The sequence below is a fragment of the Arthrobacter sp. UYEF21 genome (genome assembly GCF_040546085.1).
Classification (GTDB): domain Bacteria; phylum Actinomycetota; class Actinomycetes; order Actinomycetales; family Micrococcaceae; genus Arthrobacter.
Genome location: NZ_JBEPNF010000013.1, coordinates 23080 through 46906, shown reverse-complemented (window position 1 = coordinate 46906; position 23827 = coordinate 23080). Strand labels below are relative to the sequence as shown.

Annotated in this window: 23 protein-coding genes; 5 read left to right on the top strand and 18 right to left on the bottom strand. The window is 66.4% G+C overall.

What is annotated here, in order from left to right:
• Positions 1-137 precede the first annotated feature (137 nt).
• The 3 genes from ABIB27_RS13845 to ABIB27_RS13835 form a co-directional block, all read right to left on the bottom strand.
• Positions 138-1604 carry an FAD-dependent oxidoreductase gene (locus ABIB27_RS13845; protein ID WP_354216422.1) on the bottom strand — a complete coding sequence of 489 codons (1467 nt, stop codon included), beginning with the start codon at positions 1602-1604 and terminating at the stop codon, positions 138-140.
• Between the two features lie 31 nt (positions 1605-1635).
• Complete coding sequence (cobA, locus tag ABIB27_RS13840; RefSeq protein ID WP_354216421.1) at positions 1636-2892, bottom strand: uroporphyrinogen-III C-methyltransferase; 1257 nt, start codon at positions 2890-2892, stop codon at positions 1636-1638.
• Positions 2893-3081: 189 nt separating this feature from the next.
• Positions 3082-3705, bottom strand: coding sequence for a TetR/AcrR family transcriptional regulator (locus ABIB27_RS13835; RefSeq protein ID WP_354216420.1), 624 nt, complete (start codon positions 3703-3705; stop codon positions 3082-3084).
• Between the two features lie 61 nt (positions 3706-3766).
• On the opposite strand from ABIB27_RS13835, the gene ABIB27_RS13830 reads away from it, so the two are divergent.
• Positions 3767-4270, top strand: a complete 504-nt coding sequence (locus ABIB27_RS13830; protein WP_354216419.1) for a cupin domain-containing protein — start codon at positions 3767-3769, stop codon at positions 4268-4270.
• A gap of 182 nt (positions 4271-4452) precedes the next feature.
• On the opposite strand, the gene ABIB27_RS13825 is transcribed toward ABIB27_RS13830, so the two are convergent.
• The 4 genes from ABIB27_RS13825 to ABIB27_RS13810 all read right to left on the bottom strand — a co-directional run bounded on the left by ABIB27_RS13825 (position 4453) and on the right by ABIB27_RS13810 (position 7535).
• Positions 4453-5418 (bottom strand): ABC transporter permease, encoded by a 966-nt coding sequence (locus ABIB27_RS13825; protein WP_354216418.1) that lies wholly within the window; start codon positions 5416-5418, stop codon positions 4453-4455.
• Positions 5408-6133: an ABC transporter ATP-binding protein gene (locus tag ABIB27_RS13820; protein WP_354216417.1), complete on the bottom strand. Its 726-nt coding sequence runs from the start codon at positions 6131-6133 to the stop codon at positions 5408-5410. Before ABIB27_RS13820 ends, ABIB27_RS13825 begins: the two co-directional genes overlap by 11 nt.
• 41 nt (positions 6134-6174) lie before the next feature.
• A complete protein-coding gene (locus ABIB27_RS13815; RefSeq protein WP_354216503.1) occupies positions 6175-7305 on the bottom strand; it encodes an ABC transporter substrate-binding protein in 1131 nt (376 codons plus the stop codon).
• Between the two features lie 74 nt (positions 7306-7379).
• Complete coding sequence (locus tag ABIB27_RS13810; RefSeq protein WP_354216416.1) at positions 7380-7535, bottom strand: hypothetical protein; 156 nt, start codon at positions 7533-7535, stop codon at positions 7380-7382.
• Positions 7536-7575: 40 nt separating this feature from the next.
• On the opposite strand from ABIB27_RS13810, the gene ABIB27_RS13805 reads away from it, so the two are divergent.
• The gene (locus ABIB27_RS13805) at positions 7576-8817 is read left to right on the top strand and encodes an NAD(P)/FAD-dependent oxidoreductase (protein WP_354216415.1); all 1242 of its coding nucleotides are present in this window, start codon (positions 7576-7578) and stop codon (positions 8815-8817) included.
• A 102-nt stretch (positions 8818-8919) separates the two neighbouring features.
• On the opposite strand, the gene ABIB27_RS13800 is transcribed toward ABIB27_RS13805, so the two are convergent.
• From ABIB27_RS13800 to ABIB27_RS13780, 5 genes are all read right to left on the bottom strand, one after another.
• Positions 8920-10362 (bottom strand): sulfate adenylyltransferase subunit 1, encoded by a 1443-nt coding sequence (locus ABIB27_RS13800; protein WP_502909221.1) that lies wholly within the window; start codon positions 10360-10362, stop codon positions 8920-8922.
• Positions 10362-11324 (bottom strand): sulfate adenylyltransferase subunit CysD, encoded by a 963-nt coding sequence (cysD, locus tag ABIB27_RS13795; protein WP_354216414.1) that lies wholly within the window; start codon positions 11322-11324, stop codon positions 10362-10364. Before cysD ends, ABIB27_RS13800 begins: the two co-directional genes overlap by 1 nt.
• Entirely contained in the window at positions 11321-12097 is a 777-nt protein-coding gene (locus tag ABIB27_RS13790; RefSeq protein WP_354216413.1) for a phosphoadenylyl-sulfate reductase, read from the bottom strand. The genes cysD and ABIB27_RS13790 overlap by 4 nt, the downstream gene beginning before the upstream one ends.
• Positions 12094-13839 carry a nitrite/sulfite reductase gene (locus ABIB27_RS13785; RefSeq protein WP_354216412.1) on the bottom strand — a complete coding sequence of 582 codons (1746 nt, stop codon included), beginning with the start codon at positions 13837-13839 and terminating at the stop codon, positions 12094-12096. The genes ABIB27_RS13790 and ABIB27_RS13785 overlap by 4 nt, the downstream gene beginning before the upstream one ends.
• A gap of 156 nt (positions 13840-13995) precedes the next feature.
• Positions 13996-14730, bottom strand: coding sequence for a sirohydrochlorin chelatase (locus ABIB27_RS13780; RefSeq protein WP_354216411.1), 735 nt, complete (start codon positions 14728-14730; stop codon positions 13996-13998).
• Between the two features lie 59 nt (positions 14731-14789).
• Between ABIB27_RS13780 and ABIB27_RS13775 the strand changes: the two genes are divergently transcribed.
• Together ABIB27_RS13775 and ABIB27_RS13770 are read left to right on the top strand one after the other, a co-directional pair.
• The gene (locus ABIB27_RS13775) at positions 14790-15461 is read left to right on the top strand and encodes a trimeric intracellular cation channel family protein (RefSeq protein WP_354216410.1); all 672 of its coding nucleotides are present in this window, start codon (positions 14790-14792) and stop codon (positions 15459-15461) included.
• A 14-nt stretch (positions 15462-15475) separates the two neighbouring features.
• Positions 15476-15901 (top strand): hypothetical protein, encoded by a 426-nt coding sequence (locus ABIB27_RS13770; protein ID WP_354216409.1) that lies wholly within the window; start codon positions 15476-15478, stop codon positions 15899-15901.
• Positions 15902-16047: 146 nt separating this feature from the next.
• Here the strand turns inward: ABIB27_RS13770 and ABIB27_RS13765 are convergent, their stop codons facing one another.
• The 6 genes from ABIB27_RS13765 to ABIB27_RS13740 all read right to left on the bottom strand — a co-directional run bounded on the left by ABIB27_RS13765 (position 16048) and on the right by ABIB27_RS13740 (position 22906).
• Positions 16048-16887, bottom strand: coding sequence for a DUF559 domain-containing protein (locus ABIB27_RS13765; RefSeq protein WP_354216408.1), 840 nt, complete (start codon positions 16885-16887; stop codon positions 16048-16050).
• A 412-nt stretch (positions 16888-17299) separates the two neighbouring features.
• Positions 17300-18400 carry a polyprenyl synthetase family protein gene (locus ABIB27_RS13760; protein WP_354216407.1) on the bottom strand — a complete coding sequence of 367 codons (1101 nt, stop codon included), beginning with the start codon at positions 18398-18400 and terminating at the stop codon, positions 17300-17302.
• Positions 18397-19728, bottom strand: a complete 1332-nt coding sequence (locus tag ABIB27_RS13755; protein ID WP_354216406.1) for a geranylgeranyl reductase family protein — start codon at positions 19726-19728, stop codon at positions 18397-18399. Before ABIB27_RS13755 ends, ABIB27_RS13760 begins: the two co-directional genes overlap by 4 nt.
• Positions 19729-19733: 5 nt before the next feature.
• On the bottom strand, positions 19734-20510 hold the full coding sequence (locus ABIB27_RS13750) for a demethylmenaquinone methyltransferase (RefSeq protein WP_354254066.1): 777 nt from the start codon (positions 20508-20510) through the stop codon (positions 19734-19736).
• A 12-nt stretch (positions 20511-20522) separates the two neighbouring features.
• On the bottom strand, positions 20523-21539 hold the full coding sequence (locus ABIB27_RS13745) for an L-idonate 5-dehydrogenase (RefSeq protein ID WP_354216405.1): 1017 nt from the start codon (positions 21537-21539) through the stop codon (positions 20523-20525).
• Positions 21536-22906 (bottom strand): MFS transporter, encoded by a 1371-nt coding sequence (locus ABIB27_RS13740; RefSeq protein WP_354216404.1) that lies wholly within the window; start codon positions 22904-22906, stop codon positions 21536-21538. The genes ABIB27_RS13745 and ABIB27_RS13740 overlap by 4 nt, the downstream gene beginning before the upstream one ends.
• 196 nt (positions 22907-23102) lie before the next feature.
• Here ABIB27_RS13740 and ABIB27_RS13735 point away from each other — a divergent pair, with 196 nt between their 5' ends.
• Positions 23103-23816, top strand: coding sequence for a GntR family transcriptional regulator (locus ABIB27_RS13735; protein WP_354216403.1), 714 nt, complete (start codon positions 23103-23105; stop codon positions 23814-23816).
• Positions 23817-23827: the final 11 nt, after the last annotated feature.

Sequence of the window (23827 nt, the reverse complement as noted above, 5' to 3'; positions counted from 1 at the left end):
CACTTACGGCCCAATAAACCCCCTTCGGGTGGGCAGGAAGTGACCCTCCCCACCCGCACCCTAGCCTCGCGAGCTCGGCCAGGGAACCCTGCGGGCGTGGGCCCCGTTGCACTGTTTTGTCCGGAACGGCGCAGGCTTTAGACGGAGGCAGCTACGCCGTCCCGGGAGATGGCAACCATGTCCTCGCGCGGCACCACCTTGATGCGCTCACGCTTGACCTCAACGCCGTGCGATCCGCCAGCCTCGGTGGCTGCGGCACCCAGCGCCAGCTCATGGGCGTCCAGGGCCAGCCAGCCTTCCCAGCTGGTGAACATCACGCCGCGGGCGTCCAATAGTTCGACGACGGCGTCCGCCTCGGGTGCCTCGGCCACCGGAAGGTTTTCGCGGTCTTCCAGCAGGTAGGTCACGGTTTCGAGTGCGTCGCCCTTCGTGTGGCCGATGAGACCGACAGGTCCGCGCTTGATCCAGCCGGTGGCGTAGATGCCCGGCACATGGGTGCCGGCGGCATCCAGGACGCGGCCGCCGTCGTTCGGGACAACACCCTTCTTGTGGTCGAATTCGATCTCCGGCAGGGCGGAACCGAAGTAGCCGATGGCCCGGTACACGGCCTGGACCGGGTAGTCCACGAACTCGCCGGTGCCGCGGGCGTTGCCGGTGCCGTCCAGCTCGGTGCGCTCGAACTTCATGCCCGCAACGCGGCCGGGGGTGTCGGCGTCGTCGTAAATTTCAACGGGGCTGTGCAGGAAGTGCAGGTGCAGGCGGCGGGAAGCCGTGAGCTCGGAAAGGTCCTCGGGCTGCTCGGCGATCCAGTTGGTGAGGGTGCCCACCATGGTTTTGGTCTGGTTGTTGCTCTGGATCTGGCGGTCCGATTCCTCGTCGAACTCGAAGTCCTCGGCGTAGAGGATGATGTCCACGTCCTTGGAATGGGACAGCTCGCGGAGCTCCAGCGGGGTGAACTTCACTTGAGCGGGGCCGCGGCGGCCGAAGACGTGGACGTCCGTGACGGGCGAGTCCTTCAGGCCGGCGTAAACGTTGTCCGGAATTTCCGAAACCAGCAGGTCATCGGCGTGCTTGGACAGGACACGGGCCACGTCCAGGGCCACATTGCCGTTGCCGATCACGGCGATTTCCTTGGCGTCCAGCGGCCAATCGCGGGACACGTCCGGGTGTCCGTCGTACCAGGAAACAAAATCCGCGCCGCCGTATGAGCCGTCCAGCTCGATGCCGGGGATGTTCAGGTCCGCGTCCTTGATGGCGCCGGTGGCGAAGATGACGGCGTCGTAGTGGGTGCGGAGGTCCTCGATGGAGAGGTCCGTGCCGTAGTCCACGTTGCCGAAGAACCGGATGTCGCCGCGGTCCAGGACCTTGTGCAGGGCGTTGACGATGCCCTTGATGCGCGGGTGGTCCGGGGCCACGCCGTAGCGGATCAGGCCGTAGGGTGCCGGGTAACGGTCAAAGAGGTCGATGCTCACGGTCAGCTCGCCGCTCTTGACGGCTTCGCTCTTGGTGAGGATGTCCGCGGCGTAGACGCCGGCCGGGCCGGAGCCCACAACGGCAACGCGCAGCGGACGCTCGGCAGATCCTACGGAGGTGCTTGATGACACGGCTGTGTTCCTTTTGTTCGTTCCGGCCCGACTAGGTGGTCAGGACTCGGGGGCTGTTCGGGGCGATGGTGCTGTAATTGGCGGTCCTGAAGTGCGACGGCGCGAACGGGCTGACGCGGACGACGTCGCCAATCACAATCACGGCAGGATTTGCGACGCCGGCGGCTTCCGCCTGGTCAGCGATGGAACCGAGGGTGCCAATCGTCACGCGCTGATTAGGCAAATAGCCGTTTTCAACAATACCAACCGGGGTGTCCGCGGGCAGACCGGCTGTGCCCAGGGCGGACGCCGACTCCCGCAACTGGCCCACACCCATCAGCAGCACAATGGTGTGGTCCGCCCGGGCCGGGACCTCGGAGAGTTCCTCGTGGCCGGTGACCACACTGAAGCCCTTCGCCAGGCCGCGGTGGGTCACGGGGATGCCGGCCGCCGCGGGAACGGAGATCGCGGACGTAACGCCGGAGACCACTTCCACTTCGACGCCGTGCTGGCGGCAGTATTCGGCTTCCTCGCCGCCGCGGCCCAGCACAAACGGGTCGCCACCTTTGAGCCGGACCACGCGGTGGCCTTTGAGCGCCTCGTCCACCAGGATCCGGTTGATCTCAGCCTGCGGTACAGGGTGATGGCCGGGGGTCTTGCCTACTTCGACCACGCGGACGTCCGGTGCGAGATCGTTAAGCAACTCGCGTGGGCCGAGGCGGTCCGCGACCACAACGTCGGCCTGGCCCAGGAGCCGGCGGCCTCGGACGGTGATGAGGCCGGTGTCGCCGGGGCCGCCGCCTACGAGGGCGACGGACCCACGGTGGGCCCGACGTCGACGCAGCGGGAGGTCGCCGGTTTCCAGCGCGGTAGCGACGGCATCGCGCAGGGCCATGGCGCGGCGCGGGTCTCCCCCGGCGTTCACGGCGATGTGCACATCATCAACTACAGCGACGGCGGGAGTCCACGCGGCGGAGGCTTCGTGGTCGGAGGCGTTGACGCACCAAACCCGCTGCGCCTCGGCGTCGGCCGCTACCTGGGTGTCCACTGCGGAATCCCCGGTGGCCGTCTGGGCGAACCAGACGCCGTCGATGTCGGTGCAGAGGTAAGTGCGCTGCGTCCAGGTGAGGAGGCCGGCGTCGGCCAGTTCGCGGAGCGCGGCCGAGGCAGCGGGAGCCACGACGGTGACCTGTGCGCCGGCGTCGAGCAGGCCCTTGGCGCGGCGCGAAGCCACGGGGCCGCCGCCCACCACCAGCACGGGACGGCCGAGCAGCCGCAGCGCCGTGGGGTAAATATCCTGGATTGCCATGGATCAACGGTAGGGCCGCGGCACATTCACTAACAACGACGCGGAAACACCAGTTCACGCGGGGTAATCCTGCGTCACATTGCGAGCTGGCGTGGCAGGGGTGCCGTCGTGGGGCACATTGAAGGTGACTGAACCCCGCAGCGGCTCGAGGTGCGGCGTGTCCGTGTCAAAGCGCCCCGGTTAGGCGCATTATGAGGCGGGCGGCGGTCCTTGCGTCAAAGCCTGATTAAGGAGAGCGTTGGCCGACCATCGCATCGATGCGACGGCATCCGCCCTGCTCAGTCCGCCCACATCGGTCAGCCAGACCAAGGATTCGATTCCGATGGCGCTGCGCACCGCCAGCACTAGCCGATGAATCTCATCGTCGGACAGGTCTCCCTGCAGCGGGGCCAACGCCTCGGTAATCCACGCGATGGCCCGTCCCTGACGCAACGGCAGGCTCCGCTCCTGTCCATCGGCCGGCTCCAGCGACAGTCGAAGCATGGTCCGCTGCTGGGCCTCGGTTTCCAGGATCATGCCAGTGAATTCGACAACCACGGCGTCCAGCCGTTCCGCCACCCCTTCAGGCGGATCAGCCGGAAGCATCGATGTACGCGCGGTTTCCGGGTGGGCGGCAGCCAGCAGTTCCCGCTGGCCGGGAAAGTAGCGGTAGGCCGTGCTTCGGGCGATCCCAGCTGCCTGTGCCGCCTCATCAACAGTGGGTGAGATCCCGGCGGCGACGAGGCTTCGGGCAGCGTTCACCAGAGCGTCGCGTGTGCGGTGCTTCTGGCTGGTTCTCCCGCCGTCGGTATAAGGCCTTGACACGGTTCTCATGGTACATCAGTCTTGTTATGGGACATCAATCCCACGAGTCTAAATTATCGGGGCGATCAGCATGGATTCGACGAATGAGCCAGTAGTTCGCCAGCCTGGCGAAGGCGATAAACGGTGGTTTTTCGGCGGCGGCGTGCACACGTGGAAGGCAACGCGTGACGAGACAGCGGGCGCGTTCCTGCTTTTCGAGGACGCGATGGCCCTCAACAAGGTCACCCCGCTGCATACCCATCCGCACTCCGACGAGACACTGTACATCTTGGCCGGGGAGATCCTGCTGAACATGGACGGGACCGAGCACCGGCTGGCCGCAGGCGGGATGGCCATGGCTCCGCGGGGTGTTCCGCATGCCTTCAAAGTGCTGCAGGACGGTACGCGGATGCTGTGCCTGCAAACCCCAGGTGCGGCCCAGTCCTTCTATGACGGCGCCAGCGAGCCACTCGGCGACCATGACGCCGCCGGTGTCGTTGACTTTGACCGGATCCGTGAATCAGGGCGGCTGAACGGCGGCATCGAGATCTTGGGACCACCGCCGTTCCCCTCACCTTGGCCCGTTGGGACCTGACCTTTGGTGGCGGGCCACGGTCGGACGCCGTCGCGGGGCACATTGAGGGTGATCGGCCGCCGCAGCGGCCCGAGCTGCGGCGTGTCCGAGTCAAAGTGCCCCGGTTCGGCAGCCGGAAGACAGCAGAGCCCGACGGCGGGACTAGCCGTTGGGCTCTGCGTGAAGCTGGTGTGCCGAAAGGGTTAGCGGGTGCTGCCGGCGAGGAGGCCGCGGCTGCGGAGGAGGCGCTTCTCGATCGGCGCGAACACCAGAAGCTCGATCAGGATACCGACGGCCAGGATCAGCAGGATCGCGGCCATCACGATGGTCATGTCCGACAGGTCGCGGCCCTGGTTTAGCATGGAGCCCAGGCCGAAGCCGATGGTCCCGCCGACTGCGATGATTTCCGCGGCCATAAGGGACCGCCACGAGAACGCCCAGCCCTGCTTGAGGCCACCGAGATACCCGGGCAGCGCGGCCGGCAGGACGATCTGCAGGGCCATCTGCAGCCGGTTCGCACCCAGGACTGTGCCCACGCGGCGGTACTGCGGCGGGATCTGGTCCACGCCGGAGATCAGGCCGTTGATGATGGACGGAATCGCACCCATAAACACCACGAAGTAGACAGTGGCGTCGGTCAGGCCGAACCAAATGATCGCGGCCGGCACCCAGGCCACGGATGGCAGGACCTGCAGTCCTGAAATCAGGGGTCCGAAGGCGCGGCGCAGCGGGGCAACCTGGGCGAGCAACAGCCCGACAGGAGTGGCGATGGCCACGCTGATCAGGAACCCCACGATCCCGCGTTCCAGCGAAGTCCACACAGCGTCCTGCAGTTTGGCGTCGCCCCAGAGGACACCGAGCTGGCCGAGCACGTCGAGCGGCCCGGGGATCTGGTCGCGCCGTTTCAGGCCAAGAGAGACGTAGAACTGCCAGATCAGGATCAGGACAGCCAGTGCGCCCACCGGCAGGAGCACGCGGCTCCAGTCGATCCGGTGCTTGCGGGCAGCGTCAGACTGGAGCGAATCGAGCCCGGCCTCCAGCTCACGCAGGTCCTCATGCCCGGTGGAGGTTCGGGTCAGTGCCGCAGTGATGTGCCTGGTCTCGACAAGCTCAACCACCGGCTTGGTCTCGACCGGTTCAACCACCGGATTGGGGAACTTACTTGGCATGGCGGCGAATCTCCTCACGCAGCCGGGCGGTGATGACCCCGGTCAGCTGTCCGGCCAGGCCGGCGTCGGTTCGGTGTTCCTCGGTGACGGCCCACTCCTGGACCACCCGGCCGGGGCGGGACGACAGCAGCAGCACGCGCTGGCCGAGCCGGACAGCCTCACGGACGTTGTGCGTGACAAAGACGATGGTGCGCCCTGTTTCCTTCCAGATGCGTTCCAGCTCGTCGTGGAGGAGGTCGCGGGTGATGGCGTCGAGGGCAGCGAAGGGCTCGTCCATCAGCAGCAACTGCCGGTCCTGCGACAGCGCCCGGGCGAGGGCCACGCGCTGGCGCATGCCGCCGGAGAGTTCATGCGGACGTTTGTCCCCTGCCTCGCCAAGGTGCACCAGGTCCAGCAGTTCACCGGCTTTACTCCGGCGTTCAGCCTTCCCCACCCCGCGCATTTTCAGGGCCAGCTCGATGTTCTCCCGCGCGGTCAGCCACGGGAAGAGCGCGGCGTCCTGGAACATAAACGCGGCACCGTCGCTGGGTACTTCGAGGGCGCCCGACGTCGGGACCTCCAGTCCCGCCATGATGTTCAGAAGCGTGGATTTCCCGCAGCCGGAGGCGCCGAGGAGCGCGACGAACTCGCCCGCGCCGATGGTGGCGTTGACATCCTCCAGCACCGGGGCGCCGTCGCCGAAGCGCTTGCCCAGCTGTTCCAGTACGACTGGCATGGTCCCGTCCTTAAATAAGGGGTGATGCGGTGGCTGCGCGGTCAGTCCTGGCCGAGGTCAGCGGCGGAGATGGAACCCCCGGTGACTTCGTTCAGGGCGCGGAGGTCGAACAGTCCGGTGATGTCGGCCTGCTTGGTGGTGCCGGCGTCTGCGCCGTCCTTAAGCAATTTGGGATAGGTTCCGGCGAGCGGGTCCACGGTGAAGATGACGTTCTGCAGCGAGCGTTCCAGGACATCGGCGGGAAGTGCTGCGCCCGCCGATTCCTGCAGGGCGGAGTTGATGACGCTGGACTTTTCCCCGGCGGGAGCTGTGTTCAGCCACGCCACTGACTCGGCGTGGCCGCGCAGCAGTGCTTTCACGGTGTCCGGGTGTGCGGCGGCGAACTGCTTGTTCACGATCAGGATGGTGGTGGGGAACTCGCCGGCGTTGCCGGACAGCGAACCGTCCCAGAGATCCTTTTCATCCACCAGGACCTTGGCTCCGGCCTGGAGCACCAAACGGGACGCCCACGGCTCAGGCAACCATGCGCCGTCGAGCTTTCCGTCCTGGAACAGCTTCAGCGTCTGCGCGTTCTCCGTGGGGTTGATGGCCACGTCCCCGCTGCCATCAACATTGGTTTTGTAGCCCTGCGCGGACAGCCACGCCCGCAGTGCCACATCCTGCGTCCCGCCAAGCTGCGGCGACGCCAGGATCTTGCCCCTCAGATCCGCGGCGGAACTAATCTCCGGGCGCACCACCAACTGCGCGCCGCCCGCGGCCGCACCGGCGATGATGCTCACCGATTCGCCTCGGCTCTTGACGAACGAGTTGATCGCCGGGTTCGGGCCGATATAGGTGGCGTCGATGGCGCCGGCATTCAGGGCCTCGATCGCGGCAGGCCCGGCATTAAAAGTCTCGGTGCTGAGCTTGGTGTTCCCCAGGTTGCGGGCAAGTATCCCCTGCTTGACCCCCACCAGTGCCGGCGCGTGGGTCAGGTTTCCGAAGTAGCCCAATTTCAATTCTGCGGCCGGCGTGGGCGCCGGAATCGCAGCCTCTGCCGACGCGTCCCGGGAAATATTGGAGGCCACCACGGCACCAACGGCAATCAGTAAGACGAGTCCGATGGCCAGGGCAGCCTCGATGGCACGCTTGCGACGGGGTACTGCGCTTTCGCCTGCCACGATGCGGGTCATCCCGGGCTTGGAACTTGTCATGGTTTCACCATAGGGAGTGGCATAAACCCATTCAATGAAGCAGAAACGGGGGGTCACGCGGGTTCACGCGGCGTCACATTGCCGACGCCGGAGGACGCGGCCAACAGCCGGGTCAGTCCCGCTTCGACGGTGATGAGCTGCCACAGTTTGTGGCGAACCTTGACGGGGTGCGCGGCTTCTCGTCCAGGATCAAGGCGAAGAGACCCCATGGCACTGTTCCACCGGCTTCAGGTGGAGTAGGTTGCACGGATGGAACACACATACCAGGTCATCGTGGTCGGGGGCGGCTTCGCAGGCAAAACGGCCGCCAAAACACTGGGTCGCAAGGGCGTGAACGTCCTGCTTGTCGACGCCAACAACTACCACCAGTTCCAGCCGCTCCTCTATCAGGTGGCGACATCCCAGATCGGGGTGTCGGCTATTGCCCGGCCGCTTCGGTCCGTCTTCCGGCGCGTCCGGAAGGTGCGGGTGCTGACCGCGGAAGTGGCAGGGATTGATGCAGCCAACCGAACCGTGAGCACCGTCGATGGTGACACGTTCGAGGCGCAGATTCTGGTCATCGCGCCAGGCGCAGTCCCGAACTTCTTCAATACCCCGGGCGCCGAGGAACATGCCTTTCCGCTGTATTCGGTCACCGACGCGACCCGGCTGGGAACCAGGCTCACCCACCTGCTGGACGTCGCGGATCGGGAGTCAGGAGGCTCCGTCGACGTCGTCGTCGTCGGCGGCGGCCCCACGGGTGTGGAAACCGCCGGTGCCATGGCGGAAACCGTAAAGTTCGTGGTGCCGAAATACTTTTCGCCGGAGCTCGCAGGCCGGTGCCGCGTCCACTTGGTAGACATGGTTCCGACTGTCTTGAGTGCCTTTTCGGTGAAGTCGCAGGAGTACACCAAGAAACGCTTGACTAAGATGGGCGTCCAGCTCCACTTGGGGGTCGGCGTGACAGAGGTCAGGGCCGACGGCGTGACGCTGGCCGACGGGACGGCCATACCAACCCGTGTGGTGGTGTGGGCCGGTGGCCTGAAGGCCGGCGACATCATTGCCCGCTCGGGCGTGCCGCAGGGCAAGGGCGGACGCGTCGACGTCAAACCGGACCTGACTGCGCCCGGCGTCGAGGGCGTGTACGTCCTCGGTGACGCCGCCAACATGACCGATTCCACCGGGACAAGATTGCCGCAGCTGGGTTCCGTCGCGCAGCAGGCAGGGAAATGGGCTGCGGGCAACATCTATGCCGACCTCACGGGCGGTACCCGGCGGCCTTTCAAATATCTTGACAAGGGGTACATGGCGATGATCGGCAGGGGCGCGGCGGTTGCTGAAATCGGGCGCCAGCGAATCCAACTTCAGGGTCCGCTCGCCTTCGTGTCCTGGCTCTTGGTCCACCTGGCGCTCCTGTCCGGATTCCAGCAGAAGGTGCGGGCACTGTCTTCCTGGCTGACCGGTTATATCACCCACAGTCCCGCACAAGTGGTGGTCGGCCGGCCGGATTAACTGGTAGCCGCCCCAACCCTGAAGCACGCAAGAACGGCTCTGCCCCGCATAATCGGTGCTGGGCAGCACCAGTTATGCGGGGCAGGGCAGTTCAAGCTGGACTCAGATGGAGTAGCGCTCGTCCTCGTGGTCGCCCGGGTGGTCCTTGACCAGGCCGGCAGCCAGCGTGTTGCCGTCCTGCGGGTCGATCACCAGGAACGCGCCCGTGCGGCGGTGGTGCAGGTAGTTCTCCAGCGGCAGCGGCGCGGCCAGCCGGAGCTGCGCGTGGCCGATGTCGTTGAGCTCCAGGCTGGACGCGCCCTCAAGCTTGAAGGAGGCCAGGTCCAGCTTGCCGCTGACGCTGCGGACCAGCGCCTGGACCGTGCGGGTGCCGTGCTTCACGAGCACCTTGGCGCCTTCCCGCAACGGCTTGGGCGAAAGCCAGCACAGTGCGGCATACAGGTCAGCGGAGGCTTCGCGGACAGTGCCGGCGGCAGCAATCGTGTCACCTCGGGCGACGTCGAACTCTTCGGCCAGGCGGATCGCCACCGACTGCGGCGCAAACGCTTCCTCCAGCGATTCCCCCGCGAAATCGATGCCGATGACCGTCGTGGTCCGCGGCGACTGGCCCGGCGTCAGCACGGAGACCTTGTCGCCCACCTTCACGGAACCTTCGGTGATCTGGCCGGCGTAGGCGCGGTAGTCGCGGTAGGCCTCGACGTTCAGGCCGGCGGCCAGGGCGTCGGGAGCCAGCGCACCCTGCGGCCGGATGACCAGCTGCACGGGGAAGCGGAAGCTCTCCAGTTGCGTGTCGATCTCGTCCGCGGCGGGCAGGGTTTCGAGGACCTCCAGCAGGGCCGGCCCGTCGTACCAGGGAGTGCGCTCGGAACGGTCCACCACGTTGTCGCCGTCGAGGGCGGACACCGGGATGACCAGCAGGTCGTCGAGGTGGTCCGCGGTGCCCAGTTCGGCGGAGCCAATGCCCAGTTCCCGGGCCACCTGCTGCACGTCTGCCTGGATTTCACGGAATACGGACTCGCTGAAGTCCACCAGGTCGATCTTGTTCACGGCCACAATCACGTGCGCCACGCGCAGCAGCTGCAGCACGGACAGGTGCCGGCGGGTCTGCTCCAAGACACCCTTGCGGGCGTCAATAAGTACGACGACGGCATCCGCCGTGGACGCGCCGGTCACCGTGTTTTTGGTGTACTGAACGTGCCCGGGGCAGTCCGCGAGGATGAAGCTGCGCTGGTCCGTGGCGAAGTAGCGGTAGGCCACGTCGATGGTGATGCCCTGCTCGCGCTCGGCACGCAGGCCGTCCGTCAGGAGGGCCAGGTCGATCGCTTTCGTGCCCGTGGCTCCAGCCCCGCCAAAGCCGCGGTCCGCGGAGGTGCGGGCAACGGCGTCGAGCTGGTCTGCGAGGATCGCTTTGGAGTCGTGCAGGAGGCGGCCCACCAAAGTGGACTTCCCGTCGTCGACCGATCCTGCGGTGGCGAACCGGAAGAGGGTGGTGGGCAGTGCTGCCTCGAGCTCGGTGATTGAGCTGGTCGAAATCGTGGACGTCATTAGAAGTACCCATCCTTCTTGCGGTCTTCCATGGCGGCCTCGGAGATGCGGTCATCTGCGCGGGTGGCGCCACGTTCGGTGATGGTGGAGGCGGCAACTTCGACGACGACGTCGCTCACCGTTGCGGCGTCTGATTCGACGGCGCCGGTGCAGGACATGTCGCCCACAGTGCGGTAGCGGACAGTTTTGATGATGACCTCTTCGTGCGGCAGAGGCTGGGAAACGTCGCCCACCGCCCGCCACATGCCGTCGCGGGAGAATACTTCGCGGTCGTGGGCGTAGTACAGGCCCGGCAGCTCGATGTTCTCGCGTTCGATATAGCGCCAGATGTCCAGCTCGGTCCAGTTGCTGATGGGGAACGCGCGGACGTGCTGGCCCACGGTGTGGCGGCCGTTGTAGAGGTTCCACAGTTCGGGGCGCTGGTTGCGTGGGTCCCACTGGCCGAATTCGTCCCGCAGGCTCAGGATGCGCTCCTTGGCGCGGGCCTTGTCCTCGTCCCGGCGGCCGCCGCCAAACACGGCGTCGAATTTGTTCTGCTGGATGGCGTCCAGCAGCGGGACGGTCTGCAGCGGGTTGCGGGTGCCGTCGGCGCGTTCGGCCAGTTCGCCGCGGTCAATGAACTCCTGGACGGAGCCGACAACCAGCTTCAGGCCCAGGCGCTCCACCGTGCGGTCGCGGAACTCGATGACCTCGGGAAAGTTGTGGCCGGTGTCCACGTGCAGCACGGGGAACGGGACCTTGCCCGGCCAGAACGCTTTGGTGGCCAGGTGCAGCATCACCACGGAATCCTTGCCGCCGGAGAAGAGCAGCGCAGGCTTCTCGAACTCGGCAACAACCTCGCGGATGATGTGGATGGCTTCGGATTCGAGGGTGTCCAGGCTGGAGAGGCGCGTGGGGATCTCGATGGTTGAGCCTGTCGAAACCGAGCCTGTCGATACCAGAGTGTCGTTAAGGGTGCTCATACGTGTAGTCCGCATTCTGTCTTGTCGGAACCGGCCCAGCGGCCGGCGCGGGGGTCATCGCCGGGCGCCACCTTGCGGGTGCAGGGCTGGCAGCCGATCGAGGGGTAACCCTGGGAAAGCAGCGGGTTGACGGGCAGGAGGTTGTCTTCGGAGTACTGGACCAGCTGGTCGAACGTCCAGGCGGCCACCGGGTTGACCTTGACCAGCCCGTTCTTTTCATCCCAGCCGACCAGCGGGGTGTTGGTGCGGGTGGGAGCCTCGTCGCGGCGGACGCCCGTGAACCAGATCTCGTAGCCGGCCAGGGTGCGCTGCAGCGGGGCCACCTTGCGGAGGGCACAGCACTGGGCGGCGTCGCGGGCGAAGAGGTCCTTGCCCAGGAGCCGGTCCTGCTCTTCAACCGTGTTCTCGGGGAGCACGTCCACCACGTTGACGCGGAGGTTCGCGGCCACTTCATCGCGCGTGGCGTACGTTTCCTTGAAGTGGTAGCCGGTTTCCAGGAACAGGACGTCGACGCCGGGCATCTGGTCCGCGACGAGGGCCGGCAGGACGGCGTCGGCCATGGAGCAGGCAACCGCGACGGCGGGCAGGTCGAAGTTGCGCCCGACCCAGGCGATCACGTCCCGGGCGGGGGCGTCCCAGCCGAGCTCGGCGGCGCCGGCTTCGGCGAGTGCCTTGAGTTCGTCGTGGGTGCGGAGGGCGGCCTTGGTTTCGACGGTCGCACCCACCGGGGTCAGCTCAACCACCGGGTCGACGCCGAGGGCGTGCTTGCTCACTGGAGGGCCTCCTCTTCTGCTGCGTGGGCCCATTCGGCGAAGGTCTGGCCTTCGACGCGCTGGGCAACGAAGGTGCGGACGACGCGCTCCACATACTCCGGCAGGTCCTCGACGTACACCTTGAGGCCGCGGACGGTGCGTCCCAGGCCAGCCTCTTCGCGGTCGGACGAAGCCAGCCCGCCGCCCAGGTGGACCTGGAAACCCGGGGAGGGATCGCCGTCGGGCGTTGGCAGCATCATGCCCTTAAGTCCGATGTCCGCGGTCTGGATGCGGGCGCAGGAGTTGGGGCAGCCGTTGATGTGGAGGGACAGTGCGTGCGGCAGTTCACCGGAGGCGGCGAGGTCTGCCAGGCGGCGTTCGAGGTCGGCCACGGCGGTCGCGGCGGTGACCTTCGTTTCCACGATGGCCAGCTTGCAGTATTCGATGCCGGTGCAGGCGATGGTCCCGCGCCGGAACACGGACGGGCGGGCGGAGAGGCCCAGCGCATCCAGCTCGGCAACCAGCGGCTCAACCTGGTCCTTGGCAACGTCCAGGACCACCAGCTTCTGGTGCGGCGTGGTGCGCAGGCGGTAGGAGCCGGCGGCCTCGAGGGTGTCCGCGAGCTTCACCAGCTGCGCGCCGGAAAGGCGGCCGGCCAGCGGGGTGGCGCCGATGAAGAACTTGCCGTCCTTCTGTTCGTGCACGCCGATGTGGTCGCCCGGGGAGGTGGGCTTGGGTGCGGCGGGACCGTCGGCCAGCTTATAGCCCAAGTATTCGTCCTCCAGGATCTGGCGGAACTTCACCGGGCCCCAGTCGGCCAGCAGGAACTTCAGGCGCGCCTTGGTGCGCATGCGGCGGTACCCGTAGTCACGGAAAATGCTGGTGACGCCGAGCCACACGTCGGCTGCTTCCTCCGGCCGGACAAACGCGCCGAGACGCTTGGCCAGCATCGGATTGGTGGACAGCGCACCGCCCACCCAGAGGTCATAGCCGGCGCCCAGTTCGGGATGGACCATGCCCACCAGGCCGAAGTCGTTGATCTCGTGGACCACGTCCTGGCTGGGGTGGCCGGTGATGGCCGTTTTGTACTTGCGCGGCAGGTTGGACAACAGGGGGTTGCCGATAAACCGCTCCCCCAGTTCCGCGATCAGCGGCGTGGGGTCGATGATCTCGTCCTTGGCGATGCCGGCCACGGGCGAGCCGAGGATGACACGGGGAACGTCGCCGCAGGCCTCGGTGGTGGACAGGCCAACACCTTCCAGCCGGGCCCAGATCTCAGGGATGTCCTCCACCCGGATCCAGTGCAGCTGGATGTTCTGCCGGTCAGTGAGGTCGGCGGAGTCACGGGCGAAATCAACGGAAATCTGGCCGATGACGCGCAGCTGCTCGGTGGTGAGCGCGCCGCCGTCGATCCTCACGCGCAGCATGAAGTACTTGTCCTCCAGCTCGTGCGGCTCGAGCGTTGCGGTCTTGCCGCCGTCGATCCCGGGCTTGCGCTGCGTGTACAGGCCCCACCAGCGGAAGCGTCCGTGGAGGTCCTCGCCGGGGATGGCGTCGAAGCCGTCCTTGGAGTAGATGGTCTCGATACGCTCGCGGACGTTGAGGCCGTCGTCTTCCTGCTTCCAGGTTTCGTTGGCGTTCAGGGGGGTTTTGCCGTCCACTTTCCACTGCCCGTGCGGCTTTGCGGCGGGTCGGGAGGGGCGTGCAGGGCGCTTGGCGGCTGCGGGGTCCGCGGACGCTCCGGCTAGAGCTGTATCAGTCATGCATCGACTGTAGGTGCCCCCGAATTGCGTCACAAAGGGTCGGGAAACGCTGAGTCACCTAGGGAAACATTTCGTCACGAACCACCGGCGAGCCTTGAAGAAGCCCTACTCCTGTGATTCGCCGCACCGTTGTTTTCAGGGGCGCCCGGGGCCCCGTTACTGACCGCGTGCGACGGCGAAGTCGAACCGTTCCAGCGCAATCTCCGCGAGCACGTCCGACGGCAGCAGTGGTTCCGTCACGAGGTCCGCGCCCGCCTTGGCGAGCTGGTTGTGGAAGAACCCCGGCGCGAGGAGGTAGGAGGCGATGACCACGCGGCCGCCGTCGTCCACGGCTCCTGCGGACTCTCCTGCCCCGGCACCTCCGGCCGCTTCCTCGCGGAGCATGGCGACGGCGTCGGGCACTGAGGGTTTGGCCGAGGCACCATAGGCGGCCACAGTCCGGTTCCGCCGCAGTTCCCCGAGCTGGGCAGCGAGTTCTTCCACGCTGACCGCGGCATTGGGGTTGGAGGACCCGGCGGCGGCGAGGACGATCGCGTCGCGGTCGGTGACGCCGGCCTCACGGAGTCGCTCGTCGAGCAGGGCGGCGAGGCGGGGATCGGGCCCGAGCGGCGCGGCTGCGAGGCTCCCCGGCCTGCTCTTCACGGCCCGTGCGATGTCCACTTTGACGTGGTACCCCACGCTCAGCAGCAAAGGCACCACCACGGCTTCGGCGCCGTCAGGCAGGCCTGCCACGACGTCCACGAGGTCCGGCTGCTGGACGTCCACGTAGGCCTCCCGCACATCAAGGCCCGGGCGCAGCGCGGCGATCGCGGCACGCAGGGCGTTGACCTCAGCGGCGCCCTGGCTGCTGGACGTCCCGTGGGCACAGGCGATCATGATCGGGTTGTTCATAGGAGCTAGCGTAGCGTTGGAGCCGCCCTGTCCGCCCACTTTAAGAAGCCGGGATGCCCATGACATTCGCCTTTAACAACGTTCCTGTGTGGCTGGACCTGGTGGGCGTTTTCTTCTTCGCGGTATCCGGCTCCCTCCTGGCGGCGCGGAAGAACATCGACATTGTGGGATCGCTGCTCCTGGCATCCCTCGTGGGCCTGGGCGGCGGTCTGATCCGCGACCTGATTCTCGACGACGGCCCGCCGGCAGCGTTCAGCAACCCTGCCTACCTATTCCCGCCGTTGCTGGCCACCGTCCTGGTGTACTTCCTCTATACCAGCGTCCGACGGTACACCTCGCTGCTGCTCCTGTTCGACGCCGGCGGGCTGGCGCTGTTCTGCATGACGGGGACAGTCAAGGCCCTAGCGGCAGGCATGAACCCTGTAGCGGCGGTACTTCTGGGAGTGATGACGGCGGTGGGAGGCGGCCTGCTGCGCGACGTCACCGCCAATGAGGTGCCCGAGCTCTTCAACCCGAAGGACATCTATGCCCTCCCGGCTTTCCTGGGGGCGGCGCTGACCGCCGTCCTGTGGGTTGCGGGCGCCTTTAATGTCCTGACGGCTGTCGCAATCGCCGCCGTGGTGTTCACCTTCCGCGTCGTGGCGTGGCGCCGTTCCTGGCAGGCCCCGCTTGCCGTGCGCGGCTGGCACCGGCGGGGTGTGGGGGGCGGCTCTGGAGGCGGCCGCGATTAGCTAGGATTGGGACCATGACTGACATGTTCCTCGAGAAGTTCCGCTCGCTTGTTCCGAAATATCTCGAGGACGAATGGCAGGAAGAAGACGGCCTGGCCACGGACGAACTGGACGCGGCCCTCGCCGAACACCAGTTCCAGGTTCCGCTGGTGCTGAAGGAGTTCTACCAGGCCGTTGGCGGCTGCGAGGACCTCATGGAGGCCTACCACTACTTCTGGGACCCCGAAGAGCTGGAAGTTGATGACGAAGGCTTCCTGATGTTCCTCGAAGATGAAGAGGAACAGTTCACCTGGGGCTTCCGCGTGGGCGACCTCAGCGTTCCCGATCCCATCGTGTACCGCCGCAACAACGCCCGGGCCCAGTGGAAGAGCGAAGAAGGGACATTCTCGGAGTTCGTCTTCGACATGTTCGAGTGGGCCTTCAACGACGAAGAGGACTGATTTGTTCGGCTGGTCCTAGGCCGGCCCGCCCCCCGGCCGGGTTTGGCAGTGTCTACCGGCCTAATCGGGGCACTTCGACACGAACCCGCCGCAATCCAACCCCATTTCTGCGGCTATGAGGCCCGGAGTGCCCCACGACGGCGGCCCTAACTGCTGCCGAATGCTCCCCGCCGGGACTGCTCCAGTACTGCCAATACCTCGCCTACCATCCGCTCGGGGTGATGGACGACGTCGTCATAGCCGAATCTGAGGACGAGACGTCCGCCGCTGACCGTGGCGTTGTTGCGCTTGCGATCCTTCTTAACTTGCCGTGGTTCCAAATGAGTACTTCCGTCGGTTTCCACCACCAGGCACTCCTCAATGAAGAAGTCCACTTCGCCCACGCCTGGAATCGGGACATGCCGGCGGACATGCAGCCCGGCCCGCCGGAAGTGGTAATTGGCCAGCACCTCAAGCAGGGAATCCGCCCGCGGGATCACGCTGTCCAGGACCGACCTGGCGCGGGCGTTTCGGTTTCCGGGCAGCTTGCGCCGCAGGAAATCCACCGTCACGTCCCCCCGCTGGGCAGCGCACTGGACCATGACGAGCGCCTCTACCTCGGGCAGGCAGCGCAACGCGTGTATGAGGACGTCCGCCAGCCCGGCGATCGGCAGCCAAGGGTGGACTGGGTGGGGGCAGCGGCCGTGGGTCAGCGTCCCCGGCGGTGTCCTCTTGTGACCCGGGCTCAGGTGCACGGCGCCGGCCTTATGCACCGTCCACAACTGGTACATCGGCGCGGCCGATAGACACGTCAGCAGAGAGTTGTGCCGCAGGGCCAATCCCAGCACGCCGGCCTGCTTGGGCAAGCTGTAGATGCCTCGCCGGATGCGAACAATTCGCCCGGCGGTCAAGGCTTTGTCGAGGGAAGTCCGGGAAAACCCGGCTCGGCGCAAAGAACCTGCCCGGGCCACTCCCGCGCGAAGGTTGAGGAAAGTCTCAATATCCATGGGCCCAACGGTGCCCCTGAACTACGCTAGGCGGCAGATCCGGGCTGCGCCATGTGGACAACCCCGCCGTCGTGGGGCACTTCGACACGCACACGCCGCTCCCCTGTCCGGGAAGGCGCATACCCGCCCGCGATCTGCCCCACGAAGGCGTGGGTGCATATGACACGGGCAATAACATCAGGCTTGCATTCTGTGACAGATCTGTCATATGCTGTTCATGGATCCGCTAAACGCCTCCGGCGGGTCTGATGCGAACGGAGATATAGCCCCGGTTCTCAGCAACGTATGACTCGTAACGTTGCTGAGAACCGGGGCTATTGCATTTAAGCCAAAGGCCGGCCGTTGCTGAGCAGACGCAAGGAAGCCCGGCACCTTTTCATTCGAGGAGCCGGGCTTCGGGGCATCCAAAAAATCAGCTGGCGCGGTCCACCACGGCCAGCGCGAAGTTGGACAGCGAGGCCTTCACCACACCCTCAGGAAGCGGCGCCAGGGCGGCGATGGCTTCGTCCGCCCAGCGGCGCGCAACCACCCAGGATTCGGCGGTGACCGGGTGTTCGCGCAAACCGGCCACGGCAGCGGCCAGCGCGGAATCAGAGGTCAGGTCCCCGTCAATAAGCTTCAAAAGTTCGACGGCGGACTGGTCGCCTGCGGCGGCATCCCGGCGCAGGAACAGGACCGGCAGCGTGGGGACGCCTTCACGGAGGTCGGTACCCGGGGACTTGCCGGACTTGACCTTGACGCCGGTGACATCGATGACGTCGTCGGCCAGCTGGAACGCCACGCCCACCTTCTCGCCATATTCCACCAGCAAATCCTCGTAGGCCTCATCGGCGCCGGCGAAGATCGCACCGAGCTGGCCGGAAGCAGCAACCAGCGAACCGGTCTTATCCGCGATGACGGACAGGTAATGCTCCACCGGGTCCTCGTCCGGGCGCGGCCCTACGGTTTCGTGCAGCTGGCCCAGGCACAGGCGCTCGAAAGTACGGGCCTGGATGCCCAGCGCACGGGAACCCAGCTCGGACACCAGGATGGACGCGCGGGCAAAGATGAGGTCGCCGGTAAGGACGGCCACGGAGTTGCCCCAGACCTCGTGGGCCGTGGGGGCGCCGCGGCGGAAGGGAGCAGAGTCCATCACGTCGTCGTGGTAGAGCGTTGCCAGGTGGGTCAGCTCCACCACCACGGCCGCCTGAACAACAGCAGGGCGGGATGCGTCGCCGAGATGGGCGCACAGCAGGGTCAGCAACGGCCGGACGCGCTTGCCGCCTGCTTCCACGAGGTGGCGCGACGTTGCGTCAGCCAGTGGATCGGAGTTGGCAATGGCCTCGCGGAGCTTCTTCTCCACGCGGGCCAGGTTGGTGGTGATGGCGGGGCCCAGCTCGGCGTCCTCCGCGATGGCCGCGAACCCGGCGGGAAGCTGCAGTCCCGTGGCGATCGCGGTGGTGTTGAGGCTCGGTTCGGAGTCCTGCAGGCCGTGCCCGGCGTGCGTCCAGCTGTGGTCTGCGGAGTTAGTCACTGGTTAACCCTAACTTTATGTTGCGGATACCGCTGGTTCGAAGCCGAATGGGTGTTGGATGTGGCCGGAACCAACGATTCCAAAACACGGATCACCCGGTCCTCAAAGCCCTTCGCGGCCGGATCGGTCAGGTTGGCGAGCAGCCGCACCACAAAGCGCATCAGCACGGGGATAGGCATCCCGGTCCGCAGCGCGAGTTTCATGACGGCAGGTTTTCCGATCAGCGCGGCAAAGGCCCGTCCCAGTGTGAAGTGCGATCCCCACTGGCCCCGCACATAGTCCGCGTACCCGGCGAGGTGCGCGTCGGCGTCGTACGGTGACCCCGCCGCGAAGGACCGCGCGGACGCATCAATGATGAACTCCGCCGCGAACCGCGCCGACTCCATCGCGTAGGAGATGCCCTCGCCGTTGAACGGGGACACCATGCCGCCGGCGTCGCCCAGGAGCAGGAGTCCGGGCGAGTAGTGCGGTGTGCGGTTGAAGCCCATGGGCAGCGCGGCGCCGCGGATCTCCCCCACCTGGTTCTCCGGCGTGAAACCCCACTCGGCCGGCATGGCCGCGGTCCATTCGCGCAGGACCTGCTTGTAGTCCAGCTTGCCGAATTCCTTGGACGAGTTCAGGATGCCCAGGCCCACGTTTGAGGTACCGTCGCCCACGCCGAACACCCAGCCGTAACCGGGGAGCAGCTTCCCGTCGCGGCCGGGGAGCTCCAGCCAGCCTTCCATCCAGTCGTCATCGCTGCGTAGGGACGTGAAGTAGGTGCGCACGGCGACGCCGAGGGGGCGGTCATCACGTTTCTGGATGCCGAGGGACACGGCGGTTCGCGTGGAGTTTCCGTCTGCTGCGAGTACGACGTCGGCGCTGAAGTCGCGCGTCTCCCCCGTCTTGCGTCCGGACTCGTCCAGGAGCGCTGCGCGGACACCGGTCACGCGGCCGTCGTCGTTACGGAGGGCTTCGGTGACGCTGTGCCGTTCCAGGATCTCGGCGCCGGCGGCCTTCGCGTGCCGGGCCAGTTCCTCGTCGAAGCCCAGGCGGGTGCGGATCAGGCCGTACTGAGGGAAGTCGGACACCTCGGGCCAGGGCAGTTCGATGGTCCGGCCGCCGGCGATAAGCCGCAGACCCTTGTTGCGGCGCCAGCCGTCCGCTTCAGGGTGCGGCAGTCCCAGCTTCTGGATTTCGCGGACCGCGCGCGGGGTAAGGCCGTCGCCGCAGACCTTCTCGCGCGGGAAGCTGGTTTTCTCCAGGACGGTCACTTCGAGGCCGGCTTTGGCAAGGTAGTACGCGGCGGTGGAGCCGGCCGGCCCCGCGCCGACGATCAATACATTCACAGGTATCAGCGGGTGATGTTGCGGCGGAGCTTGGCCACGGGTCCCTTGTGCGCGGCAATTGCGGCCGCACCGCCGTCCGGGGTTGATTCGAGGGGCTTAGTGGCCCGGTGAACGGCCACAATCCCGCCGGTCAGGTTGCGGTAGGTGACGTTTTCCCAGCCCGATTCCTGCAGCCACGCGGCCAGGTGGTCCTGGTCCGGCCAGGCGCGGATGGACTCGGCGAGATAGACATAGGCGTCGGGGTTGGACGCGACCTTCACGGCGATGGCCGGGAGGGCACGCATAAGGTATTCGGTATACATCGTGCGCCACAGCGGCACAACCGGCGCGGAGAACTCGGCGATGACCAGCTTGCCGCCGGGCTTGGTGACGCGGAGCATCTCGGCCAGCGCCTTCTTCGGTTCGTTGACGTTCCGCAGCCCGAACGAGATGGTGCTGGCGTCAAAGCTGTTGTCCGCGAAGGGCAGGTTGGTGGCGTCACCGGCAACAAAGTTGATGTCCGGGCGGCGGCGCTTGCCCACCTTCAGCATGCCGAGGGAGAAATCGCAGGCCACCACCTCTATGCCTGCATCGGCATATGGCTCGCTGGAGGTACCTGTTCCGGCAGCGAGGTCGAGCACCCGCTGGCCCCGCTTTATGTCCATGGCGTCCACCACGATCCTGCGCCAACGGCGGGTTTGCCCCATAGAGAGGACATCGTTGACGACGTCGTACTTAGGTGCGACGTCGTCAAACATCGTGGCTACTTCGTCCGGACGCTTTTCCAAGGATGCTCGGTTCACCATGCAATTGTCTCAGACAAACTTGAGAAGGACTTTCGACGACCCCGTCCCCCGGTCCGAAGCCACGGCAAACGCCTCAGCCACGTCACCGGCGTCGAACGTGTGCGTCAGCAGCGGCTCAACGTCCAGCCCGTCCGCCAGGTAAGCGAGGGCGTCATCCAGCTCGTCCGCGAAGCGGAAGGTCCCGCGGTAATCAATCTCCCGGAAAACAAGTGCGGCGAGCTCGGCCGTCACCGGCCCCGCCGGCAGGTTGCCCACCTGGACCACGATGCCGCCGCGACGCACGGCCGCGAGGACACCGCCCAGCGCGCGGGCAGCGCCGGAGGCCTCGAACGCAACATCCACCTCGGGAAGCTGCGCGCCGGAACCCACCAGCACGACGTCGTCGGCTCCCATTCGCTTGGCGATCGCCAGCGAAGTCTCCGAGAGATCGCTGGCGACGACGCTGGCAGCGCCGGCACGGCGGGCGGCGGCCACCAATAGCGCGCCGATGGGCCCGGCGCCGTTGACCAGAACGTCCTTGCCGGCGAGGCTGCCGGCCCGGCCGACGGCATGGATCGCCACCGCGAGCGGTTCGGCGACGGCGGCCTGGCGGGTGGTGACGCCGTCGGGCAGGCGGCGGAGCTGGCCCGCCGGGACGGCCTTGCGGGAGGCGAAAGCGCCGTCCGTGTGGGGCCGGTGCGCGGCGCTGCCGTAGTAGGTGACCTGCGGGCAGAGGTTGGTGCGCCCGGCAAGGCAGTCGGTGCATTTGCCGCAGGACACGGCCGGGTGGACGGTCACGGCGTCGCCCACCGCGAAGCCCTCCACGCCTTCGCCGAGCTTGGAGATCCGGCCGGCCACCTCGTGGCCCAGCACCATGGGATCGGCCAGGACGCTCAACCCGGAAGCGCCGTGAGTGACATAGTGGAGGTCCGAGCCACAGATCCCGCCGTATTCGACGTCGACGATCACCGAGCCGGCCGGGCAGGCCGGATCCGGACGGTCCTCGAGCCGCAGGTCTCCAGCGGAATGGACAACCACGGCTTTCATACTGCGTCCTCCACGAGGGTCAGGTCGCGTCCCTTGGTTTCAGGGGCGAAGAAGGTGGCTACAAAGGCGACGGCGGAATAGAGGACCATCATTCCGGCGACCGGCCACCACGAGTTGGTGAAGAGGGCCAGCAGGCCTGCGGCGATGATGGGGGCCAGTCCACCGGACAGCACGCCGCCGATTTCCTTGGCCATGGCCAGCTGCGTGTAGCGGTTGCGGGAGCCGAAGAGTTCGTTCACGTAGGCGGACTGGACGGAGAACATGCCCAGCACGGAGACGGACAGGCCGATGATCAGGGCCAGCGAGACCAGGAACGGATCGCGGGACTGCATCATCAGGAGGGCCGGGATGGCGAAGAGCATCTGGAAGCCGGACAGTGCGCGGTACATGGTGCGGCGGCCGAGCTTGTCGGAGAGCCAGCCGGCCAGCGGGACCGTGGCGAAGCCGAGGAACGAGCCGATCAGCAGGGCAAACGTACCCACGCTCTTGTCCATGCTCAGGCCGGTGACGATGTAACCGATGAGGAAGGTCTGGATCATTGCCGAGTTGCCGGATTCGCCGATCCGCAGGGCCATCGCCAGGAAGAAAGCCTTGCCCTTGCGCTTGGCCTTGACGGCCGGCGCGGGCTGTCCGACGGCGGTGCCGGACTCAGCGGCGAAGGCGGCAGCAGCGGCGTCGGCGATTTCCTGCTCACGGGCGGCCTCGAAAACCGGGCTCTCCTTCAGGTTGCGGCGCATCCAGAGGGCGTACAGCGTGATGCCGATGCTGGCGATGAACGGCAGGCGCCAGCCCCAGCTCATGAGCGCTTCTTCGGGCAGGAGGGTCAGCAGGACCCACAGGCCGGAGGCCAGCAGCGTGCCGGAGTTGGTGCCAAGGCAGACGAAGGAGGCGATCAGGCCGCGCTTTTTGGGCGGGGCGTATTCGGCCAGCATGACCGACGCTCCGGAGAGTTCGGCGCCGGCGCCGAAGCCCTGGGCGAGGCGGAGGAGCACCAGGATGATCGGCGCGGCCAGGCCGATCTGGGCGTAGCCGGGCAGGAAGCCGATGAGCATGGTGGACACGCCCATCATCATGATGGTGATGACCAGGACCTTCTTGCGGCCTACACGGTCACCCATGCGGCCGAAGAACCAGGCGCCGACCGGGCGGGCCAGGAAGCCCACGCCGTAGGTGATGAAGGCGATCAGCAGGCCCACAACGGGGTCGAAGTTGGGGAAGAAAATTTTGGGGAAGATGATGGCTGCTGCCAGCGAATAGAGCTGGAAGTCCATGTATTCCATGGCCGTTCCGAGCCATCCGGATACTGCAGTTCTGATCAGGTCTTGGGATGAGCGCTGGGTGGCGCCTGCCTTGATTGTTGCCGTCATGAACCCCTCTGTTCTACGGGTCTGGGATGCACAGCTTCAATGATGCGGCATGGCCAGACGTCTTTCTTGTCCCTTCATCGGAACAACGACTGCCATTCAAGCACTGCCATACCAGTGTGTCAAGAGCTGGCGTAACTCTGTTTTGGAGCCCCGGGCTGACGGTGCCGGCACTCGGCGGCACCGCTACTGTGGAAGCATGGCAGCCCCCGACACCACCCCGCGCACTTCCGCCCGGATGATGGCGTATGCGCAGATCCGTGAGCGCATCATCTCCGGCGAGGACGCGCCGGGGACCCTTCTTTCCGAGAACGAGCTCGCGCACCATCTGGGCACCAGCCGCCAGCCCATCCGCGAGGCACTGCTGCTCATCGCGCAGGAAGGGCTCGTGGAGATCCGCCCGCAGAGCGGCACTTACGTGACCTACCTCGACCCGCACATCGTGGCGCAGGCCCAGTTCATCCGCGAGGCCATCGAGGTCGCGTCGCTGGCCGACTGCGCCCGCAACATCACCCCGGAAACCGCAGCCGCGCTCTACGAACTCCTGGACCGACAGGACGCATGCACCACCCGCGAGGAGTTCTACCCGCTGGACGAGGACTTCCACCGCACGCTGCTGGCCATCGCCGGCCACGAAACAGCCTGGGCCACTGTGTCTAACGCCAAGGGCCACCTGGACCGCGCCCGCTACCTGGGGCTCAGCGGCTACCGCGGCATTACGGAGTACGCCGCCGATCACCGCCACATAATGGACGCTATTCTCGCCGGCGACCTTTCGGCTGCGGAAGACGGCCTTCGCAGCCACCTGCGCTTCATCCTGGACGACGTCGCGAGCATGCGTGCACTTCGGCCGGAACTGTTCACGGCCCCTTCCGGGCCCGAGCGACGCACCGGCCGGCCGGCCCGGGTCTGAGCCCGGGGACG

Excerpts from the sequence above, each read along its gene's own strand:
- cobA (WP_354216421.1), bottom strand. The coding sequence starts at position 2,892 with ATGGCAATCCAGGATATTTACCCCACGGCGCTGCGGCTGCTCGGCCGT.
- ABIB27_RS13835 (WP_354216420.1), bottom strand. The coding sequence starts at position 3,705 with ATGAGAACCGTGTCAAGGCCTTATACCGACGGCGGGAGAACCAGCCAG.
- ABIB27_RS13830 (WP_354216419.1), top strand. The coding sequence starts at position 3,767 with ATGGATTCGACGAATGAGCCAGTAGTTCGCCAGCCTGGCGAAGGCGAT.
- ABIB27_RS13825 (WP_354216418.1), bottom strand. The coding sequence starts at position 5,418 with ATGCCAAGTAAGTTCCCCAATCCGGTGGTTGAACCGGTCGAGACCAAG.
- ABIB27_RS13820 (WP_354216417.1), bottom strand. The coding sequence starts at position 6,133 with ATGCCAGTCGTACTGGAACAGCTGGGCAAGCGCTTCGGCGACGGCGCC.
- ABIB27_RS13815 (WP_354216503.1), bottom strand. The coding sequence starts at position 7,305 with ATGACCCGCATCGTGGCAGGCGAAAGCGCAGTACCCCGTCGCAAGCGT.
- ABIB27_RS13810 (WP_354216416.1), bottom strand. The coding sequence starts at position 7,535 with ATGGGGTCTCTTCGCCTTGATCCTGGACGAGAAGCCGCGCACCCCGTC.
- ABIB27_RS13805 (WP_354216415.1), top strand. The coding sequence starts at position 7,576 with ATGGAACACACATACCAGGTCATCGTGGTCGGGGGCGGCTTCGCAGGC.
- ABIB27_RS13800 (WP_502909221.1), bottom strand. The coding sequence starts at position 10,362 with ATGACGTCCACGATTTCGACCAGCTCAATCACCGAGCTCGAGGCAGCA.
- cysD (WP_354216414.1), bottom strand. The coding sequence starts at position 11,324 with ATGAGCACCCTTAACGACACTCTGGTATCGACAGGCTCGGTTTCGACA.
- ABIB27_RS13785 (WP_354216412.1), bottom strand. The coding sequence starts at position 13,839 with ATGACTGATACAGCTCTAGCCGGAGCGTCCGCGGACCCCGCAGCCGCC.
- ABIB27_RS13780 (WP_354216411.1), bottom strand. The coding sequence starts at position 14,730 with ATGAACAACCCGATCATGATCGCCTGTGCCCACGGGACGTCCAGCAGC.
- ABIB27_RS13775 (WP_354216410.1), top strand. The coding sequence starts at position 14,790 with ATGACATTCGCCTTTAACAACGTTCCTGTGTGGCTGGACCTGGTGGGC.
- ABIB27_RS13770 (WP_354216409.1), top strand. The coding sequence starts at position 15,476 with ATGACTGACATGTTCCTCGAGAAGTTCCGCTCGCTTGTTCCGAAATAT.
- ABIB27_RS13765 (WP_354216408.1), bottom strand. The coding sequence starts at position 16,887 with ATGGATATTGAGACTTTCCTCAACCTTCGCGCGGGAGTGGCCCGGGCA.
- ABIB27_RS13745 (WP_354216405.1), bottom strand. The coding sequence starts at position 21,539 with ATGAAAGCCGTGGTTGTCCATTCCGCTGGAGACCTGCGGCTCGAGGAC.
- ABIB27_RS13740 (WP_354216404.1), bottom strand. The coding sequence starts at position 22,906 with ATGACGGCAACAATCAAGGCAGGCGCCACCCAGCGCTCATCCCAAGAC.
- ABIB27_RS13735 (WP_354216403.1), top strand. The coding sequence starts at position 23,103 with ATGGCAGCCCCCGACACCACCCCGCGCACTTCCGCCCGGATGATGGCG.